Origin of the sequence: Nocardia sp. CWNU-33, from assembly GCF_046764895.1 — a bacterium.
GTDB lineage: Bacteria > Actinomycetota > Actinomycetes > Mycobacteriales > Mycobacteriaceae > Nocardia.
This window is the reverse complement of the sequence record NZ_JBKOQN010000007.1, coordinates 116,779-134,630: the sequence shown is the minus strand read 5'-3', so window position 1 is coordinate 134,630 and position 17,852 is coordinate 116,779. Positions and strand designations below refer to the sequence as shown.

At 66.6% G+C, this 17,852-nt stretch carries 15 protein-coding genes and 1 pseudogene; 4 read left to right on the top strand and 12 right to left on the bottom strand.

Annotated elements, in window-relative coordinates:
• Positions 1 to 730: 730 nt before the first annotated feature.
• The 4 genes from ACLMAL_RS11820 to hutH form a co-directional block, all read right to left on the bottom strand.
• Positions 731 to 2,035 (bottom strand): formimidoylglutamate deiminase, encoded by a 1,305-nt coding sequence (locus ACLMAL_RS11820; protein WP_411999095.1) that lies wholly within the window; start codon positions 2,033 to 2,035, stop codon positions 731 to 733.
• Between the two features lie 88 nt (positions 2,036 to 2,123).
• Positions 2,124 to 3,323 (bottom strand): allantoate amidohydrolase, encoded by a 1,200-nt coding sequence (locus ACLMAL_RS11815; protein ID WP_411999094.1) that lies wholly within the window; start codon positions 3,321 to 3,323, stop codon positions 2,124 to 2,126.
• Between the two features lie 67 nt (positions 3,324 to 3,390).
• Positions 3,391 to 5,043, bottom strand: coding sequence for a urocanate hydratase (gene hutU, locus ACLMAL_RS11810; protein WP_411999244.1), 1,653 nt, complete (start codon positions 5,041 to 5,043; stop codon positions 3,391 to 3,393).
• A gap of 192 nt (positions 5,044 to 5,235) precedes the next feature.
• On the bottom strand, positions 5,236 to 6,783 hold the full coding sequence (hutH, locus tag ACLMAL_RS11805; protein WP_411999093.1) for a histidine ammonia-lyase: 1,548 nt from the start codon (positions 6,781 to 6,783) through the stop codon (positions 5,236 to 5,238).
• Between the two features lie 87 nt (positions 6,784 to 6,870).
• Here hutH and ACLMAL_RS11800 point away from each other — a divergent pair, with 87 nt between their 5' ends.
• Complete coding sequence (locus tag ACLMAL_RS11800) at positions 6,871 to 7,653, top strand: IclR family transcriptional regulator (protein ID WP_411999092.1); 783 nt, start codon at positions 6,871 to 6,873, stop codon at positions 7,651 to 7,653.
• A gap of 204 nt (positions 7,654 to 7,857) precedes the next feature.
• On the opposite strand, the gene ACLMAL_RS11795 is transcribed toward ACLMAL_RS11800, so the two are convergent.
• Both ACLMAL_RS11795 and ACLMAL_RS11790 read right to left on the bottom strand, forming a co-directional pair.
• Complete coding sequence (locus tag ACLMAL_RS11795; RefSeq protein ID WP_411999091.1) at positions 7,858 to 8,064, bottom strand: glutaredoxin family protein; 207 nt, start codon at positions 8,062 to 8,064, stop codon at positions 7,858 to 7,860.
• A gap of 97 nt (positions 8,065 to 8,161) precedes the next feature.
• Positions 8,162 to 8,794 (bottom strand): NAD(P)-dependent oxidoreductase, encoded by a 633-nt coding sequence (locus tag ACLMAL_RS11790; RefSeq protein WP_411999090.1) that lies wholly within the window; start codon positions 8,792 to 8,794, stop codon positions 8,162 to 8,164.
• Positions 8,795 to 9,425: 631 nt separating this feature from the next.
• On the opposite strand from ACLMAL_RS11790, the pseudogene ACLMAL_RS11785 reads away from it, so the two are divergent.
• Positions 9,426 to 9,854 (top strand): annotated as a pseudogene (locus tag ACLMAL_RS11785) (glutamate-cysteine ligase family protein); the annotation flags it as partial.
• On the opposite strand, the gene ACLMAL_RS11780 reads toward ACLMAL_RS11785, so the two are convergent.
• The 3 genes from ACLMAL_RS11780 to ACLMAL_RS11770 are packed head-to-tail and all read right to left on the bottom strand — an operon-like array spanning position 9,855 to position 11,776.
• Complete coding sequence (locus tag ACLMAL_RS11780) at positions 9,855 to 10,115, bottom strand: glutaredoxin family protein (RefSeq protein WP_411999089.1); 261 nt, start codon at positions 10,113 to 10,115, stop codon at positions 9,855 to 9,857.
• 47 nt (positions 10,116 to 10,162) lie between these two features.
• Positions 10,163 to 10,573: a hypothetical protein gene (locus ACLMAL_RS11775; RefSeq protein ID WP_411999088.1), complete on the bottom strand. Its 411-nt coding sequence runs from the start codon at positions 10,571 to 10,573 to the stop codon at positions 10,163 to 10,165.
• Between the two features lie 60 nt (positions 10,574 to 10,633).
• A complete protein-coding gene (locus ACLMAL_RS11770; protein ID WP_411999087.1) occupies positions 10,634 to 11,776 on the bottom strand; it encodes an FAD-dependent monooxygenase in 1,143 nt (380 codons plus the stop codon).
• Between the two features lie 117 nt (positions 11,777 to 11,893).
• Here ACLMAL_RS11770 and ACLMAL_RS11765 point away from each other — a divergent pair, with 117 nt between their 5' ends.
• Together ACLMAL_RS11765 and ACLMAL_RS11760 are read left to right on the top strand one after the other, a co-directional pair.
• Positions 11,894 to 12,823 carry a TetR/AcrR family transcriptional regulator C-terminal domain-containing protein gene (locus ACLMAL_RS11765; RefSeq protein WP_411999086.1) on the top strand — a complete coding sequence of 310 codons (930 nt, stop codon included), beginning with the start codon at positions 11,894 to 11,896 and terminating at the stop codon, positions 12,821 to 12,823.
• 398 nt (positions 12,824 to 13,221) lie between these two features.
• On the top strand, positions 13,222 to 14,322 hold the full coding sequence (locus ACLMAL_RS11760) for a glutamate--cysteine ligase (protein ID WP_411999085.1): 1,101 nt from the start codon (positions 13,222 to 13,224) through the stop codon (positions 14,320 to 14,322).
• A gap of 18 nt (positions 14,323 to 14,340) precedes the next feature.
• On the opposite strand, the gene ACLMAL_RS11755 is transcribed toward ACLMAL_RS11760, so the two are convergent.
• The 3 genes from ACLMAL_RS11755 to ACLMAL_RS11745 all read right to left on the bottom strand — a co-directional run bounded on the left by ACLMAL_RS11755 (position 14,341) and on the right by ACLMAL_RS11745 (position 17,775).
• On the bottom strand, positions 14,341 to 15,012 hold the full coding sequence (locus ACLMAL_RS11755) for a S1 family peptidase (RefSeq protein ID WP_411999084.1): 672 nt from the start codon (positions 15,010 to 15,012) through the stop codon (positions 14,341 to 14,343).
• Positions 15,013 to 15,041: 29 nt separating this feature from the next.
• Positions 15,042 to 15,875 carry an RNA polymerase sigma factor SigF gene (locus ACLMAL_RS11750; protein WP_411999243.1) on the bottom strand — a complete coding sequence of 278 codons (834 nt, stop codon included), beginning with the start codon at positions 15,873 to 15,875 and terminating at the stop codon, positions 15,042 to 15,044.
• A 232-nt stretch (positions 15,876 to 16,107) separates the two neighbouring features.
• Positions 16,108 to 17,775, bottom strand: a complete 1,668-nt coding sequence (locus ACLMAL_RS11745) for a PucR family transcriptional regulator (RefSeq protein ID WP_411999083.1) — start codon at positions 17,773 to 17,775, stop codon at positions 16,108 to 16,110.
• Positions 17,776 to 17,852: the final 77 nt, after the last annotated feature.

Here is a 17,852-nt window from a genome sequence, read left to right as displayed (position 1 = left end):
CTGCGGAGCAGGTGACTCCGTCGTCGTCTGCGGAGCCGGCGACTCTGTCGACGTCGTTTGGGGGGCCGGGGACTCTGTCGACGTCGTTTGCGGAGCCGGCGACTCCGTCGACGTCGTCTGCGGAGCCGGCGACTCCGTGGTCAGCACCTGCGGCGCAGGGCACTGCCCCGTCTGCTCACCGAGCACATTGATCTCGGCGTTCGAACGCGGATCACCCGCGTAATTGATCTGATCGGTGCACTTCACATACGTGTCCGCAGGCGGCGGCCCCTCGCCGGTGTTCGGTTGTTGCGCAGGGGCGGGATGCACCTCCGGTCCGGCAGAACCCGGGTTTTCCCGACTCGTTGTCACCGTCGCCGACGCGGACGAACTGGTCGTCGGCGCCACCGTACTGGTGGATGTCGACACGGTGGCTACTTCACCGTCCGAATCACCCGAACACCCGGTAGCCGCCACGAGAATCGGCGCCATTACCACCATGATTGCCGCCGCGCTGGCACGCAGCCGTGACCCGCTGAGGTATCGCATCGTTCGGTTCATTTCCCCTCTGGGCTCCCGCCCCTGTGGACATCGTGACCATCGAGAACGCCGGTGCCATTACACTTGCGGGTACAGACACCGCCACCGGGATACAAAGAGCCGCAGCTCGGTTCGTATCCTAGACCCACACCTCAGGCCGGCGCGTTCACCCCCTTGGTATGTCGACGACCAGCAGTGACACCACCGCTGATCACGCCCGCAACAAGGCCGCTATCTCGTCTCGCAGTACCGTTTCCGGAGACTCCAGCCGCATATGCCGATACTCGGAGACAACGGCCTTGCCCGCCACCAGAACCTCGCGCACATCGCTGGCGGTGGCTGCGTACAGCGCGGCCGCAGGGTCGGCACCCGCGGTGCGGACCGAGTCGAGGTCGACGGTCACCAGGTCTGCTGCCGCGCCCGCTTCGATCCGCCCGACCTCCGGCCAGCCGATCGAGCCGTGATCTGTTGCTGCGCTGTACAACTGCGCCGGTTCGAAACGCCCGCGCGATCGGCTGGCCAAGCGTTCGTTCAGCTCGAGCGCCCGCCATTCCTCGAAGGCGTCCACCACCGCGTGACTGTCGCTGCCGAGGCACAGCCGCACTCCGGCATCGGCAAGCGCCCGCCCAGGACCGATGCCGTCGCCGAGATCGCGTTCGGTGGTCGGGCAGAAGCACACGCCCGCACGCATTCCGGCGAGCAGCCGGATATCCGCGTCCGTCACATGTGTCGCGTGCACGGCGGTCGTCCGAGGTCCGAGCATCCCGGTCTCCGCGAGCAGCGCGCTCGGGGTGCGGCCGTGTGCGGCAAGGCAATCGCGATTCTCCGCGGGCTGTTCGGAGAGGTGGACGTGCACCGGCCGGCCCGCCGCCTGTTGCGCAACCACCCGCAGTGCCGCCGGCGGCACTGCCCGCACCGAATGCGCGGCCACCCCGGTGCGCACGAGATCCGCCTTCGGGGCGAAGGCGGCGGCGCGTTCGGCCCACGTGCCGACATCGCCGTCGCTGAACCGCCGCTGATGTTCGTCGAGCTTCCAGCCGAACCCGCCGGACAGATAACAGGTGTCGAGCAGGGTGAGTCGGATACCGGCGTCCGCGGCGGCGGCGGCCAAGGCCGCGCTCATCGCGTTCGGATCGTCGTAGCGCGCACCGTTCGGCCCGTGATGCAGGTAGTGGAACTCGCCGACACTGGTGTACCCCGCGAGCACCATCTCGGCGTACACCCCGCGCGCCAGCCGGTAATACGAATCGGGATCCAGCCGCGCGGCAACGGCATACATCCGTTCCCGCCACGTCCAGAAGGTGCCGCGATCATGGTGGGTGCGTCCGCGCAACACTCGGTGGAAGGCGTGCGAATGCGCGTTGGCGAATCCGGGAATTGTCAACCCCGCCAGTATTTTCCCCGACCGCTCGGTGCCGACTGCCACCGAGCGGATCAGCGCACCGTCGACCTCGATGGACACCGACTCCGCAAGACCGTGCGGCAACCACGCGTACTCGGCCCAATACACACTCATCCGATCGGCTCCTGTCGCGAGGCGTGCACCGGAGACTCCATTGCGGCGAAATCGCCTGCCCAATAGCAATATTCGGCACCGCACCTGCTCATCCGGTCAATTCCTCCAGCACGTGCGCGAGGCTCACCGCACCGAAATCCACGTCGATCGGTTCCGCGTGTTCTTCTGGGGCATGGCTGATGCCGGTCGGGTTGCGCACATAGAGCATTCCGGCGGGGACGTGCGCCGCGAGGATCCCCGCATCATGTCCCGCTCCGGTGGGCAACGCGGGGACGCCGCCGAGGACCTCGTCCATCCTGCGGCGCAGTGGTTCGTCGAAAACCACATCGTCCGAATAGGACTCCTCGGTGACGGTCACCGTACAACCCTCCTCGGCGGCCGCGATGCGCGCCACTTCGGCGATATCGTCGACGAGGGCGGCGGTGCGGCCTGCACCCGGCACTCGGGCGTCGAGCCAGAGATCGACGGTGGAGGCGATCACATTGGTGCCGCCGGGAACCGGAACGAGTCGCCCCACGGTCGCTCTGGCGTCGCGGACTGCGGCGGCGGCACGGCGGGCGGCGCCGATCACCGCGGCGGCGGGCAGCATAGGGTCGTGGCGGTCCGCGATCAGGGTCGCGCCCGCGTGATTGCCCTGTCCGGCGAAGGAGAATCGGTAGCGGCCGTGCGCGATGATGGTGCTGCCGGTGGCGACCGGGCTGTCCATATCGATGAGACCGCGGCCCTGCTCCACGTGAAGCTCGATGAAACAGCCGATCATGGCAAGTGATTCGGGATCGGCACCGAAACGCTCCGGGTCGTGGCCGGCCTTGGCGGCGGCTTCGGCGAGGGTGATTCCCTCGATGTCACGCAACCCTCTGGCACGGTCGGCGTCGAGCGCTCCGGTCAGCAGCCGGGATCCGAGGCACGGCACGCCGAACCGGCCGCCCTCCTCCTCCGCGAACACCAGCAGCGCGAAGGGCTTGGTCGGCGTGAAACCCTTGGCGCGCAGAATATCTACCGCGGCGATGGCACTCGCGACGCCGAGCGGACCGTCGAACCCACCACCTCCCGGAACCGAATCGAGGTGGCTGCCCGTGACAACAGCACCCCGCTGCGGCCGTCCCCACCACGCCCAGATATTGCCGTTGCGATCGGTGCGCACCGCGAGCCCGCGCATACCTGCCTGCTCGATGAACCACTGGCGCAGTGTCAATTCCGCATCGTCGAACACATGCCGCGAATAGCCGCCGCGGCCGGCATCACGGCCGACATCGGCGATCTCGCGCAACAGTCGATCGGCGCTCATGCCCGTGCCCCTACCAACCGACGCGGCACATCGCTGCTTCGGCCACACGAGATCACCTGTTCTGCAATCACTGACCCTCCTGCATCGGAATCCGGACCCCGCGTTCGGCGGCAACCGCACCGGCACGTTCGTATCCGGCGTCCACATGCCGGATGACCCCCATGCCCGGGTCGTTGGTCAATACGCGCTCGATCTTCTGCCCGGCCAGCGGGGTCCCGTCGGCCACGCAGACCTGTCCGGCGTGAATGGAACGGCCCATCCCGACGCCGCCGCCGTGGTGGATGGATACCCAGCTCGCACCGGAGGCGGTGTTGACAAGGGCGTTGAGCAGTGGCCAGTCGGCGATGGCGTCGGATCCGTCGGCCATCGACTCGGTCTCGCGGTAGGGGGATGCGACGCTGCCGGAGTCCAAGTGGTCACGCCCGATCACGACGGGGGCGCGCAATTCGCCGCTGGCCACCATCTCGTTGAAGCGCAGCCCGGCCAGGTGCCGCTCGCCGTAGCCGAGCCAGCAGATACGTGCCGGAAGTCCTTGGAAGGCAATTCGTTCCCCGGCCAGCGTGATCCACCGGCGCAGTGATTCGTTGTCGGGGAACAGATCCAGGATTGCGCGGTCGGTCGCGGCGATGTCCTCCGGGTCCCCCGACAGCGCGGCCCACCGGAACGGCCCCTTGCCCTCGCAGAACAGGGGACGGATGTAGGCGGGCACGAACCCGGGAAAGTCGAAGGCCCGATCGCACCCGCCGAGCTTCGCCTCGCCGCGCAGCGAGTTGCCGTAGTCGAAGACTTCCGCGCCACGATCGAGGAAACCGAGCATGGCATCGACGTGATCGGCCATGGATTCCCGAGCCCGATCGGTGAATTCGTCCGGCTTCTTCGCCGCGTAGTCCGACCAGTCGTCGAGGTCGACGCCACGTGGCAGATAGGCAAGCGGGTCGTGAGCGGAGGTCTGATCGGTGACGATGTCGACCTCGAGACCGGCCTCCAGCAGCTTCGGCAACACCTCGGCGGCATTGCCGATCAGTCCGACCGACAACGCCTTTCGCTGTTTACGCGCCGCCGAGACTCTGGCCACCGCATCGTCGAAATCGTCGGCGATCTCGTCGAGGTAGCGGTCGTGCACCCGCCGCTGTGCGCGGGCCGGATCACATTCGACCACCAGTGCCACACCACCGTTCATGGTGATCGCCAGCGGCTGCGCGCCGCCCATGCCGCCGAGCCCGGCCGTCACGGTGAGGGTGCCGGCGAGGCTGCCGCCGAATCGCTTGTCCGCCACGGCGGCGAAGGTCTCGTAGGTGCCCTGCAGGATGCCCTGCGTGCCGATGTAGATCCACGAACCTGCGGTCATCTGCCCGTACATGGTCAGACCCAGCGCCTCCAGCCTGCGGAACTCGGGCCAATTCGCCCACTCGCCCACCAGATTCGAGTTGGCGATCAGCACCCGCGGCGCCCACTCGTTGGTCCGGAACACCCCCACCGGCTTCCCCGACTGCACCAGCAGCGTCTCGTCGGCGTCCAGCGTCGTCAGGCATCGGCTGATCGCATCGAAACTGGCCCAGTCCCGAGCCGCCTTTCCGGTTCCGCCGTACACAACCAGATCCTGCGGCCGCTCGGCCACCTCCGGATCCAAGTTGTTGTGCAGCATCCGCAACGCCGCCTCGGCCTGCCAATTCCGCGCGCTCAACCTTGTCCCCCGAGCCGCCCGCACTACCCGTCCCATCACAACCCGTTCCTTCCATGGTCGAGTGGCACATTGCTGCGGCAAACGTCGAGAAGGCCCTTCGAAGGTGTGCCGCTCGCCTCGCGAAAACCGATCGAGCACAGCGAGCGGGTGGACGGGTGGCGCGGGCTGGTCGAGCTCTTGGTGCGGAGGGGTTGTGCCATCAGATATCTCCCGTGGCGAGGGAATCGGTTATGGACCCAGGTGGGGGGCTATTTCACGCAGTAGTTCGCCGGAGGCGATGAGGTCAGTTGCTGCGGCGATCTCGGGGGCCAGGTGGCGGTCGGGACCAGGGCCGCCGACCTTGGTGCGCAGCAAGGCGAGGGCCGCGGCGGTAGCCGGGGCGGGACGCAAAGGGGCGCGGAGGTCGAGTGCGCGTGCGGCGGTCAGGTATTCCACCGCGAGGACCGAGGTCAGTCCCGCCACCGCCCTGCGCAGCTTGCGTGCCGCCGACCAGCCCATCGAGACATGGTCTTCCTGCATGGCGCTGCTGGGGATCGAGTCGACCGATGCGGGTGCGGCGAGCCGCTTGAGTTCGCTGACGATGCCCGCCTGGGTGTACTGGGCGATCATGTGACCGGAGTCGACGCCGGGGTCCGCGGCCAGGAAGGCCGGAAGGCCGTGGGAGCGGGCGACATCCAGCATCCGATCGGTGCGGCGCTCGGACATGCTCGCCACGTCGGCGACCGGGATGGCGAGGAAGTCGAGGACGTAGGCGATCGGGGCGCCGTGGAAGTTTCCGTTGGATTCCAGCCGACCGTCGGCGAGCACGACCGGATTGTCGATGGCGGCGGCCAACTCTCGCTCGGCGACCGCCGCCGCGTGGCTGACGGTGTCGCGTGCGGCGCCGTGCACTTGCGGCGCGCAGCGCAGCGAATAGGCGTCTTGCACGCGGTTGCAGTCGGGGCCGCGATGGCTGGCGACGATCTCGGAACCGGCAAGAGCGGCCAGGATGCGCCGCGCCGAGCACGCCTGACCAGGGTGCGGGCGCAGTGCCTGCAGATCGTCGGCGAACACTCGGTCGGTGCCGAGCAATGCCTCCACGCTCATCGCGGCCGTCAAGTCGGCGATGTCGAGCAGGCAGTGCAGGTCGGCGAGTGCGAGGACCAGCATGCCGAGCATGCCGTCGGTGCCGTTGGTGAGCGCGAGGCCCTCTTTCTCGGCGAGGACGACTGGCTCGATACCGTTGGCACGCAAGGCCGTTGCCGCCGGGACCACGACGCCGGCGGAATCGATGACTTCGCCCTCCCCCATCAAGGCCAGTGCCACCGCGGCCAGCGGCGCGAGGTCACCGGAGCAGCCGAGCGAGCCGAATTCGTGCACGATCGGGGTGATGCCCGCGTTGATCATCGCGGCCAGGGTGACCGCGGTTTCCGGCCGCACACCGGTATGCCCGGTGGCCAGGGTGCGCAGTCGCAGCAGCATCATGGCGCGCACCACCTCCGGCTCGACCGCGGGGCCTGCGCCCGCGGCATGCGAGCGGATCAGCGATCGCTGCAGTGCGGCACGGCTCTCCGGCGGAATGTGGCGGGTCGCGAGCGCGCCGAAGCCGGTGGACACACCGTAGGTCGGGACGCTCCCCGCCGCCAGCGCATCGACGTGCTGGCGCGCCGAGGTCAGGCGCTTCTCGGCCGCCTCGCTGAATCGGACCTTCGCACCGAGGCGTGCGACCGCGACGACCCGCTCCATGGTCAATGGCCCGTCCAACTCGACCGTCGGCAACTGCGTGGTATCCGGCATATGCCCATTCCACAGGGCGCGGCACCGGTGGAGAATGAGGCGCGGCCAGGTTTTGTCTGAAATCCGAGACAATCCGAGGAAGTGGGCATGGGTCCGAGTAGTGACATCCCGGCATTGCGGCGCGGACTGGCGATCCTGCAGCTGATGGCCCGGCGGGCCGGGCCGGTATCCGCCTCGACCATCGCCCGCGAGCTCGACCTGCCCCGCTCCACCACCTACCACCTGCTCGCGGAACTCGAGCAGACGCGATTCGTCACCCGTCTGCCCGCCGAACGACGCTACGGCCTCGGCATCGCGGCATTCGAGCTCGGGTCGGCGTATCTACGCCACGACCCCCTCGAACGACTGGCACGACCGTTGCTGGGCGAACTGGTCGAACGCGTCGGGCACAACGCGCACCTCGGCGTGCTGCACGGCAACGAACTGCTGTATCTGATCAAGGAGCGACCCGCCCGCCCGGAAACTTTGGTGACCGATGTCGGTGTCCGGCTGCCCGCCCACCTGACCGCCTCCGGGCGAGCAATCCTGGCGCACCTGCCTGCCACACACGTCCGAGCCCTGTTCCCTGACGCCGCGACATTCGTGCGCCGCACCGGCCGCGGTCCGGCCTCTCTCGCGCAGCTGCGCACCACCCTCGCCGCGGAACGCCGCCGCGGCTGGGCCAGCGAGGACGGGCATGTGACCGCCGGTTTCGCCTCCGTCGCCTATGCCGTCTTCGACCACGACCACCGCCCGATCGCCGCGATCAGCGTGACCCTGCGTCATCACTGCACGCGGCAGCCTTGCGACGCCGACTGGTCCGTACTCGCCACCCGAGTCCGCCACACCGCGGACGATCTCACTCGCCGCATCGGCGGACGTGTCGAGTAGGCGGCGGCCTCCCTCCACCCGGGCTGAGCACCGATCATCGGCGGACCGCGCCCGGACAGCACATCAGACGACGGTCTCACCCGAGCGCAGATCCCCGACTCCGTCGCTGCCCTCGGGTTCTCGAGCAGGCAACACCGAAACATCCCGATCCACTTGGACCACATGCCGGCTCGCGACCGACGCATCGAGCCGCACGCTCGACGCTCAGACCTGCGCCAAGGCTGAACGAATCGCGGCGACATCGGGGTTGATCAGGACATTGCCGTTGATGATCATCGTCGGAGTGACTTCGTCGCCACCGATGAGGGTGCGCAGGTGGGCGGCGGCTTTCGGGTCGCGGTTGATGTCGATCTTGCGAAAGGGATGCCCGCCAGCCGCAGGCCGACGCCGAGGCGCTGACAGTAAGGGCACCACCATCGCCAATAGATGTCGATGGGGTGGCCCGGCCCCGCGACAGTCCGGCCATGGTGGCCGGCGGAGCACCGCAAATTACAGGACACCACCTAATCTAGTAGCCGACGGTGATGTGTTTGTCTTCGCAGGGGTTCTCGAGTTCGTCGAGGACGGCCACGGCGAGGTCCTCGGCCGAGATTCGGGATGCGCCGTCGGCAGTGGTGATGAGCGTAGTGGTGCCGCGCCGGTATATTCCAGTGCGACCACCGGGTTCGACGACGGCGGGTGGGCTGAGATAGACCCAGTTGGCCGGATGCGCTCGGCAGACGTCTAGTTGTGCGGCGCAGGCAGCGGCGATCGCTCGTGATTGCCGCGGGACGAACTCCGGACTGTCGACAACGAGCCGGTCAGGGTATCCCGGAATCTGCAAGGGGGCGGCGCCGCCGACAACGAGTATGCGCGTCCGAGCTGATGCGGCCGCGTCGAGCAGCGCCAACGTGGTGATCACAGCGGTGTACTCGTGCCCGGGTGCCGGACGGGTCGCGACCACGGTCGCGTCGGTGCCGTTGAACAGGATGCTCATATGGTCGGGGTCGCACGCGTCGCCTTCGACGGCGACCGCACCGGTAGGCAGGGTGGCCGGCCGCTGCTTCCGGAATACCGCGATGAGGTCATGGCCCCGGCTTGCGGCTTCGTTGACAACGCGCGAGCCGACCATGCCTGCGGCGCCGACGACGGTGATTTTCATCGAGGTGTCCCTTCCCGTATCGGTGTTGAAGCACAGTCGTGTGAGTGGGTGCGCGAACGAAGCTGTCCCGCGACGATCGCGGCGAGTGAGAGCTCGAACACCACGAGTTGGATCGGGCTGAGTGTCTGGCTGACCAGGATGACGAATCTCCCGAGGTGGTTCGGATGCGGACGACGGCTGCGGTGAATTCGGTGCCGACCAGCTGATTCTCTGTCACCCAAAATGCCCGGGGCAGTGGCCGGCGGCTTACTTAACAGCCCTTTAGTACTGCTGTCGCCCTCGTGCGCGGGACGGTCGGCGTAGCGAACAACCCGAGAACGCCATCGGTCGCGGTTAATAGGCGATTGTGCGCGGCAACCGCGTCCATCGAGCGGTGCTGCCCTGACACCTCGAATGGGGTTTGCTCTCCGCCGCCGCTCCAGTTCGCCCGGCCCTCGACGCGCGGCCCGCTGCGGTCTCAGCGACCTCCGCGCCGACTCCTTCCCCATACCCAGTGCGCTGGGCACCCCAAACCAACCGACGATGAACCGCGATCACCCCTGCACCACTCGCTCGATGGCGGATGAGTAGCCCGCTACCGGGCCACGTCTACGTTTGCCCGGCTGACAGCGAGTAATCTGCGGTTTGGGACGCAGACTCGGCAACCTTCGGTGTCGAGGAGGAGTTTCTCCTTGCGGATCCGCGCACCGGTGCGCCCGTTCCGAAGAACGTAGAGGTAGCGCAGACGGCGGCAGAGCTCGGTTTCGGCCTGCAGCTCGAACTCACCCGCTGTCAGGTGGAGACGAGCACCGCTGTGCACACCAGTGCGACCGAGCTGCGCGATGAGCTGCGTGACCTGCGCAGAGGCACTGCGTCGTGCGCCGAGAAGAACGATGCCCGACTGCTCGCGGTGGCGATTCCGCCAACCGTGCCACAGCAGTTTCCGATCACCGACACGCCGCGCTATCGGCGCATGTCGGCGGACTTCGGCATGCTCGCCCATGAGCAGGGGTTGTGCGGGTGTCATGTGCATGTCGGGGTTCCGGACCGCGAGGTCGCCCTGCAGGTCAGCAATTTCCTGTCAGTCCTGCGCCAATGCCGCGCGAATCGCGGCGACATCGGGGTTGATCAGAACATTGCCGTTGATGACCGTCGTCGGAGTGATTTCGTCGCCACCGGTGAGGGTGCGCAGGTGGGCAGCGGCTTCCGGGTCGTGGTTGACGTCGATCTTGCGCAACGGTATGCCTGCCAGCCGCAGGCCGACACCGAGGCGCTGACAGTAAGGGCACCACCGTCGCCAATAGATGTCGATGGGGTGGCCCGGAGCGGGGTGTGGGGACATAGCACCATCCCTTTCGGATTCGGAAGTCCTATTGCGCAACCACGCCGCTAGTCTCGTCGCCGTAGGTCACGCAACGCGCCCCGCGACAGGTCCGGCCACGGTGGACGGCGGAGCACTGCGAGAGTGGCGATCACCGCCGACAGCAGGCCGATCAACTCGCCGAGCATGGCTATCCGGGTGCCGTCGACGGCCGGCGTCCATGAGGTCTTTCCGTCGTGAATGGCGAACACTCCGACCGGTCTTGCGGTCGTCCGCAGAATGCCGCCGACGCGGGTGACGGTGATGACCGTCGCCCCTTCCGCCGTCTCGTAGGGCGCGCCGTACACGAGCGAGCCCGCAATTTCCGCTGGAAGTTGCTTGCTGCGTACCCAAGGCTTCATTCCGCCCCTGCCCTCGTCAAGCTGCACGTCACCCAACTGTCCCCACAGGGAGACGGCGACTCGAAAAGCGTAGTACACGAAGAGCACCAACGGCCGCGTCTCGCCCGACCTGCAAGGCCGGGCGGGTTCGCGCCATAGTCACCGATACGTCTTCAGGGTGAGGGCATCCGGTTCTTCCTCCGGCGGGTTTGCCGCCATGGCGTCGAACACCTCCTGCGGCGGCGGCTCGGCGAAGAGCATGCCGACCACCTCGTGCGCACCGTCCTGATTGATCTTCACGTAATCGCGCAGCTCCCGCTCGTATGCCGCAAAGGCATGGGTGTAATCACCTGCGGCCGAGGCGAGTTCGCCTGCGAGCACATACGCACCGATCAAGGCCTGCGAGGTGCCGCGACCCGACATCGGCGAGGCGCACGCGCAGGCGTCGCCGAGCAGCACCACCCGGCCGGTCGACCAGCTGTCCATCTGTACCTGACTGATGGGGGTGAAATAGAGGTCGGTGGCGGCGGCCAGTTCCCCGAGCAGCCGGGGCACCTCCCAACCATCACCCGCGAACCGCTCGGTAATGATCCGCTTCTGTTCGTCGAGGTCCTGCCGGTTGTAGTCCAAAGGCTCCGAACCGAAGTAGAACGAGGCCCGCGCCTCGGCATTGTTCCTGACGCTGAAGACATTCACCGACTTCCCATTGCCGAGTTGGCAGGCCCGGCCCTCGTGGTCGAGGCCGAGGAAGTTCTCGGTGGAGATGATGGCGTTGTAGACCCCGAGGTGGCGGATGAACTGCGAATGTTCGCCGAACACGAGGGCCCTGACCTTGGAGTACAGCCCGTCCGCACCGACAACCAGGTCGAACCGTTGCGCCGGGCCGCTTTCGAAGCTCACCAGCACCCCACTCTCGTCCTCGGTAAGCGCGGTGATCGAGTTGTCGAAGATGTATTCGGTTTCATGCTTGGTGAGCTCGTAGAGGATGTCGGTCAGATCGCTCTTGAGCACTTCGAGATCGCCCGCGAAAATTGCCGACGGCATAGTCACCAGATACTTGCCCGCACCGTCGACCACTTCGCTGTCGCGAATGCCGGTGCTGTACTTGCGTACCTCGTCGAGGATGCCCATGCGCTCCAGGACGGTCATGGCCTCGCCGCGGAAGTCCACAGCGTACCCACCGGCGCGTGGTTCCGGCGCCCGCTCGACCACGGTCGGCGCAAAACCGTAGCGGCGCAACCAGTACGCCAGCGCCGGACCGGCTACTCCCGCTCCGGAGATGAGGATGTTCGGGTTCGTCATGACCTTCTCGTTTCTCTGCGTATTCCGTGTTGTTGAATACAACGTACATGACACCTCGTACGTTGTACATACCGTACTACCCATAAAATTCCAGGAAGATTCGCTACTATGACAATCATGCGTACTAGTACACCAGGTGGCACCGACGCCACCCCGCCCTACCTGCGCATCGCCGCAGAGATCCAGGACCGGATCGCCTCGGGCGAGCTGCGGACGGGCGACCGGGTGCCCTCGGCTCGGCAGATCACCAAGGAGTGGGGCGTCGCCATCGCCACTGCCACCAAGGTTCTCGCCACGCTGCGCCAGGAGGGCACGGTCCGAGTGGTGCCCGGCGTCGGTACCGTGGTGGACGCACCACACGCCGCACCGCAGCGAGAGAAAACACCGGACACCGAGCTCACCGAGCAACTCGTGGTGCGGGCCGGAATGGCTATTGCCGACACCGAAGGGCTTGCCGGACTGTCGATGCGCCGCATCGCGACCGATCTCGGCGTGCCGACCATGTCGCTGTACCGCTATGTGGGCAGCAAGGATCGCTTGGTGCTGTTGATGGCCGACGAGGCATTCGGCGAAGCCGAGTTCCCCGACCCACCGCCCACAGGTTGGCGCGCGCGACTCGAAGTGCTGGCCCATCTGCAGTGGGCGATGTACCACCGCCATCCTTGGGTCGTCACCGCATCGTGGGTGAGCAACCCGGTGCCGACCCGAAAGCTCTTGCGGCACACCGAGTGGGCTGTCCGGTCATTGGACGACCTCGGTCTCGATCCGGACGCGGTGCTCTACGCTCACGTCTCGCTGTACAGCTATGTGCGCGGCATTGCGGTCAATCTCGAGGTGGAGTCGGCCGCACGACGGGAAGGTGCGCCCATCGAGCCATGGGACGCCAAAGAATCGGAATTCGAACACCTACTGCAGAGCGGGCAATTCCCCACCCTGGCAAGTCTCAACGAGCGCAACGATTTCCAATTCGACATCGACACGCTCTTCGAATTCGGCCTGCAGCGCCTGCTGGACGGGTTCGCTGCGTTCATGGAGCCACACCACTGACGCCAGGAGGGTGGAAGAGCCGAAATCTATAGGGCGGACGCCCAGCCGAGGCAATACTGTGGCGTCCACCCGATCGGCTTACTGTCGCACAGACAACATCCGACGCAAGCCGTGCACCGCAAGCGCCACATCGCACAAGCCGGACGCGCTACCAGTGCGGAGAACCCTCCGCATGGCCGCCGCCTCCGCTCGGGACGCGTAGTCGGTCTTCCACGGGCCTTGTCCTCGACGGCAGCGCGACCGGCTTGTAGGGCACCTACGCCATATCGAGCTGGGCGCGGGCAACCAACCCACGATGAACCCCGGCCGCCCTCAGACCGCCCGCTCAATGGCGGCTGAATCAATTCGCTACCCGACAACGCCGACGTTTGCCCTGCTGGCAGGGGTAACCTGCGGTTATGGACGCAGACTCGGCAACCTTCGGTGTCGAGGAGGAGTTTCTCCTTGCGGATCCGCGCACCGGTGCGCCCGTTCCGAAGAACGTAGAGGTAGCGCAGACGGCGGCAGAGCTCGGTTTCGGCCTGCAGCTCGAACTCACCCGCTGTCAGGTGGAGACGAGCACCGCTGTGCACACCAGTGCGACCGAGCTGCGCGATGAGCTGCGTGACCTGCGCAGAGGCACTGCGTCGTGCGCCGAGAAGAACGATGCCCGACTGCTCGCGGTGGCGATTCCGCCAACCGTGCCACAGCAGTTTCCGATCACCGACACGCCGCGCTATCGGCGCATGTCGGCGGACTTCGGCATGCTCGCCCATGAGCAGGGGTTGTGCGGGTGTCATGTGCATGTCGGGGTTCCGGACCGCGAGGTCGCCCTGCAGGTCAGCAATTTCCTGCGGCCGTGGTTGCCGCTGTTCCTCGCACTCACCGCGAACTCCGCGATCTACCGCGGGACCGAGACCGGTTATGCCAGCTGGCGCAGCATCCTGTGGCGACGCTGGCCGAGCGCGGGGCCACCGCCCTATTTCGGATCGGTGCGCGACTACGACGCCATGGTGGCGATGATGCTCTCCAGCGGCAGCATCTTCGACGAGAAGATGGTCTATTGGGATGTCCGCCCGTCGATGTCGTTTCCCACTGTCGAGATCCGCGTCAGCGACGTGCCCGCCACGGTCGAGGAGACCGCCCTGCTCGCGACCTTGGTCCGAGCCACCGTGCTCATGGCGCGAAAGTCCTTGGCGCAGGGGCGGAATGCACCACCGGTAACAGCCGAAGTGCTGCGCGCGGCGTACTGGAAGGCCGCGCGCAGCGGCATCGACGGTGACAGCGTCGACCCGGTGGACGGTCGCGTCCGGCCGGCGGTCGAGCAGCTCGCCAAGCTCGTCGAGCACGTCGAACCCGCGCTGGAGGAGCTGGGTGAACGCACGCTCGTCGCCGACTCGATCACCGCCGTTCTCGCCCGCGGCAACGGTGCAGTGCGCCAGCTCAACGCTTTTCGCGAACGTGACGACGTCGACGATGTCGTCGCCGAGTTGACCGAGGCGACCCTGGAGGGCTGTTAGGAGCGCATTCCGCGCGGATCAGATGGGCAGGAACCCGGCGCCGACGTCCCCGCGCCGATTGATGTCGTTCATGATCACGCTCATGGTGGTGCCGACCTCCGGACCGAAGCAGCCGACAGCCAGGTAGGCGTTGACCATGCCGACCAGTGTCGAGCCGACGAGGACCGGTGCGCCGGAATCACCCTCCAGCACACACATCTGGGTCCAGGTCTCGCTGTTGGTCCCGAAGACATCGCCCCAGGCGACGCCGCAGGTGTTGCCGGTGGTGCGGCCCTTTTTGCACACCACCATCGGGAACTGGGCCGGAGCGCCGATATCGGTGATGGTGACGGACCCGACCCGATCGACTGGGGTGATCCGGCCCGGGTCGAACTGGATGATGCCGTAGTCCAGGTCATGATCGGAATGAACGAACCGGCCGACCACGCCGTAGTTGGGGTTCGCCTCGGCGATCACCTGGGAACCGGGTTCTCCGCAATGCCCGGCCGTGAGCCCGACCAGCCTGCCCGCGTCGTCGTAACCGACGGTGGTCACGGTGCATTGAAACCGACTATCGATGATGATGCCGGAACCACCGCCGACCGCGGGCGCGACGGGTGCGGCGATCGCCACACCACTACCGGTCCCGACCAGGGCCGCGACCGAAACGAAGGCGAAGCCCGCGTTGGCCGCCTTGATCAATGTGAACATGTCCCTCCAGGGTGGGAAGTTCGTTCGCCTCACGCTGCACATGAAAAGTGTTCATCATACGAGGCCTGCTCACGAAGCTTGGTCAATGTCCTGGCCAGGATGCGCGACACCTGCATCTGCGAGACTCCGAGGGAATCGGCGATCTGTTGCTGAGTCTTCGACTCGAAGTACCGCATGATCAGTATCAACTGTTCCCGCTCCGGAAGCGCGGCTATCAGCGGACGCACGGCCATCGCGTCCTCCATCAGGCCGTAACAGGGCTCTTCGGCGCCCAGGGTGTCCGCAAGGGGCAGCGGCGAGCTCTCGCCGTCGGTGACGGTCGTCGCATCGAGCGAGTTCGCCCGGTAGCCGTTGCGCGCGACCAGCGCCTGGGTGACCTCCACCAGCTCGAGGTCGAGTTCCCGGGCGATCTCGCGGGCGCTCGGCATCCGGCCGAGGCGGTGCGACAGCGTCTCGGTCACCGGACCGATCTTCAGCTGGATCTCCTTCAGCCGGCGCGGCACCCGCACCGCCCAGGTGCGGTCCCGGAAGTGCCTGCGGATCTCGCCCATGATGGTCGGCACCGCAAACCCGAGAAACGAGCTGCCGCGAGACACATCGAAACGGTCCACCGATTGCACCAACCCGAGTCGTGCGATCTGCTGCAGGTCGTCGAAGGATTCTCCGCGGCCGGAGAATTTGCGGGCGATGTGCTCGGCCAGCGGCAGGGCGAGGTCGATGATGTGGTTACGCAGTGCGGTGCGGTGCGGGTCGGTAGCGTCGAGCGCCGCCAACTTCTCGAACCAGGGCTCGATATCGTCGTAACTGTCGCCGCGGCGGGTGCATCGCGGCGATTCGGTCCGTTCGGTGGTCGACTCGTCCATCATCGGTCTACCTCGTTCCCATCGGAATTCGATTCTTGTTGGGTACCCGATCACCCTCGGATCAAAAGAGGCGAGCACCACCTCCGGTCGCCGAACGGTCCGGAATCGACGTTGGACCTGCGCCGATACCGCAGCAATTCGGACCGAATCCGGCCGGAAATCACCGGCGGTCACTCGAAGATAGCCGATGGCTATCAAATCCCGGACGGACCGAGCGCGCTGATGTTTCCGGTCAGGCGCCGGTGCGGCGCGGCAGCGCGAGCTGCAGTTCGAGCAGCAGGCGATCGGCCGGGTCGGAGAGGTCGACGCCGACGATGTCTTCGACTCGGCGGATGCGATAGCGCAGCGTATTCGGGTGCACCTGAAGCGCCGTTGCCGCGTTGCGGACGTCCCCGTGCTCACGTAGATAGGTTTCGACGCTTTCCTGCAGGTTCGCAGTGTGCTTGCGGTCGTAGTCGAACAGCGCTTGCAGGCGGGGGTCGTGCAGGTCGGGTCGCGCGCCGACCAGGTCGAGGATCTCGGCGAGCAGGACCGCGGTGCGGGACTCGGCCAATGTCGTCACCCGGCCCTTGGGGAAGGTGGTTGCCGTGCTGTCGAGGACCCGATCGACCTCGATTCGTGCGCTCGCCACATGGGTGAGATCGGCGACGGGGATCGCGATGGCCGCGCGCAGCACCAGCGACCGCTTCGTTTCGAACTGCGCGACCAGCTGGCGCGTCCAGGCGTTCACCGCACGCACCGACTGATAATGCGGCAGCAGAACATAGACCCGTTCGCCGAGTACCGCGGTAAGCGAGTCGCGGCGAAATGAGCTGGCGTGCAAGCGCAGTGCGTTGGCCACGGATGCTGATTCGGTCGATGCCTGCGCGGTGTCGTTGAGCGCGAATCCGACCACCGCGGCGGGACCGGTCACCGGGATGTTCAGCGCGCTCGCCACCGAGGGGACATCGACTCCGCTGCCGCGGGCACCGAAAAGCCTTTGTATCAGCAAGGTTTCGGTGGAAGGCGCGTCGAGACTGCGGGAGATGATGCGAGCCGCGATCGCCGATGCGCCGCGCAGCACCTCCGCGGCGTCCGGCTTGAACGGCTTGTCACCCTGTTGGAGCCAGATCGTGCCGAGAACCCTTGGTGTACCGACGGTTCCGTCCGAGGGACGCCGAATGCTGACCACCAGTCGGTGTTTGATGTCCAGTTCGTCGTGCGCGGGCAGATCGATGACCTCGTCGGTCTGGCGCAACTGGTCGAACACCCCCCACTTCTGCAGGATGCGCAGGTAGTCGCGCGGTCCTTCACGGCCGAGAATGGACAGGATTCGCAACTGGTCGGCGGCCTCATTGGAGGCGGAATAGGCGAGCACATTCGAGTGCGGGTCCTCGATGGACACCATGCCGCCCGCGTTCTGTGCGACGATCTGAGCAAGGCCGAACAGATCGGTGTCGGTGGCGAGGCGATCGTGCGCCTCGGTGGTAGAGCGCTGCCCGCGCGCGCGTTCGAGCATCCGGCGAACCAGCGGAAAGACCTGATCCCAGCGCGCCTGCTGGTGCACGGCCACCAGCGCCACACCGGCGCGGTGGGCCGCCGCGCGGACGGCGTCGGACTCGTGCGCGATCTTCGACAGCACCGCTCGCGGCCGATGCGCGACGGGGCGTTTGCCCACGGCGCGCAACCACTGCAGGGCCTCGGCTTCGACGATGCCGACATGCAGGTACATATCCTGCATAGGTGAGCCCGAGTCGGTCTCCACCGTCAGGTCGGAACTGTCGACCAGCGCCACCGACCGAATCGCGACCGTATCGCCGGCGGGCGCGTCCAAGAGCTCGACCACCGCGGTGTCCAGGGCGTCGAGCAGCTCACGCAGCGTGCTTCCCTCGGTCTGCGTATTCGTTGCCACTGTCGCCACCTCACTTCCCCAAACCAGTACATCACTTTAGCCAGCCGGACAAGGCTGCACCTCTATCTTTGTTCGACTGGCTCATC

Bases quoted from the DNA above. Each gene is read 5' to 3' on its own strand.
- ACLMAL_RS11790 (WP_411999090.1), bottom strand. From the start codon at position 8,794: ATGAAAATCACCGTCGTCGGCGCCGCAGGCATGGTCGGCTCGCGCGTT.
- ACLMAL_RS11820 (WP_411999095.1), bottom strand. From the start codon at position 2,035: ATGAGTGTGTATTGGGCCGAGTACGCGTGGTTGCCGCACGGTCTTGCG.
- ACLMAL_RS11770 (WP_411999087.1), bottom strand. From the start codon at position 11,776: ATGACGAACCCGAACATCCTCATCTCCGGAGCGGGAGTAGCCGGTCCG.
- hutH (WP_411999093.1), bottom strand. From the start codon at position 6,783: ATGCCGGATACCACGCAGTTGCCGACGGTCGAGTTGGACGGGCCATTG.
- ACLMAL_RS11800 (WP_411999092.1), top strand. From the start codon at position 6,871: ATGGGTCCGAGTAGTGACATCCCGGCATTGCGGCGCGGACTGGCGATC.
- ACLMAL_RS11750 (WP_411999243.1), bottom strand. From the start codon at position 15,875: ATGGACGAGTCGACCACCGAACGGACCGAATCGCCGCGATGCACCCGC.
- ACLMAL_RS11765 (WP_411999086.1), top strand. From the start codon at position 11,894: ATGCGTACTAGTACACCAGGTGGCACCGACGCCACCCCGCCCTACCTG.
- hutU (WP_411999244.1), bottom strand. From the start codon at position 5,043: ATGGGACGGGTAGTGCGGGCGGCTCGGGGGACAAGGTTGAGCGCGCGG.
- ACLMAL_RS11755 (WP_411999084.1), bottom strand. From the start codon at position 15,012: ATGTTCACATTGATCAAGGCGGCCAACGCGGGCTTCGCCTTCGTTTCG.
- ACLMAL_RS11815 (WP_411999094.1), bottom strand. From the start codon at position 3,323: ATGAGCGCCGATCGACTGTTGCGCGAGATCGCCGATGTCGGCCGTGAT.
- ACLMAL_RS11780 (WP_411999089.1), bottom strand. From the start codon at position 10,115: ATGTCCCCACACCCCGCTCCGGGCCACCCCATCGACATCTATTGGCGA.
- ACLMAL_RS11760 (WP_411999085.1), top strand. From the start codon at position 13,222: ATGGACGCAGACTCGGCAACCTTCGGTGTCGAGGAGGAGTTTCTCCTT.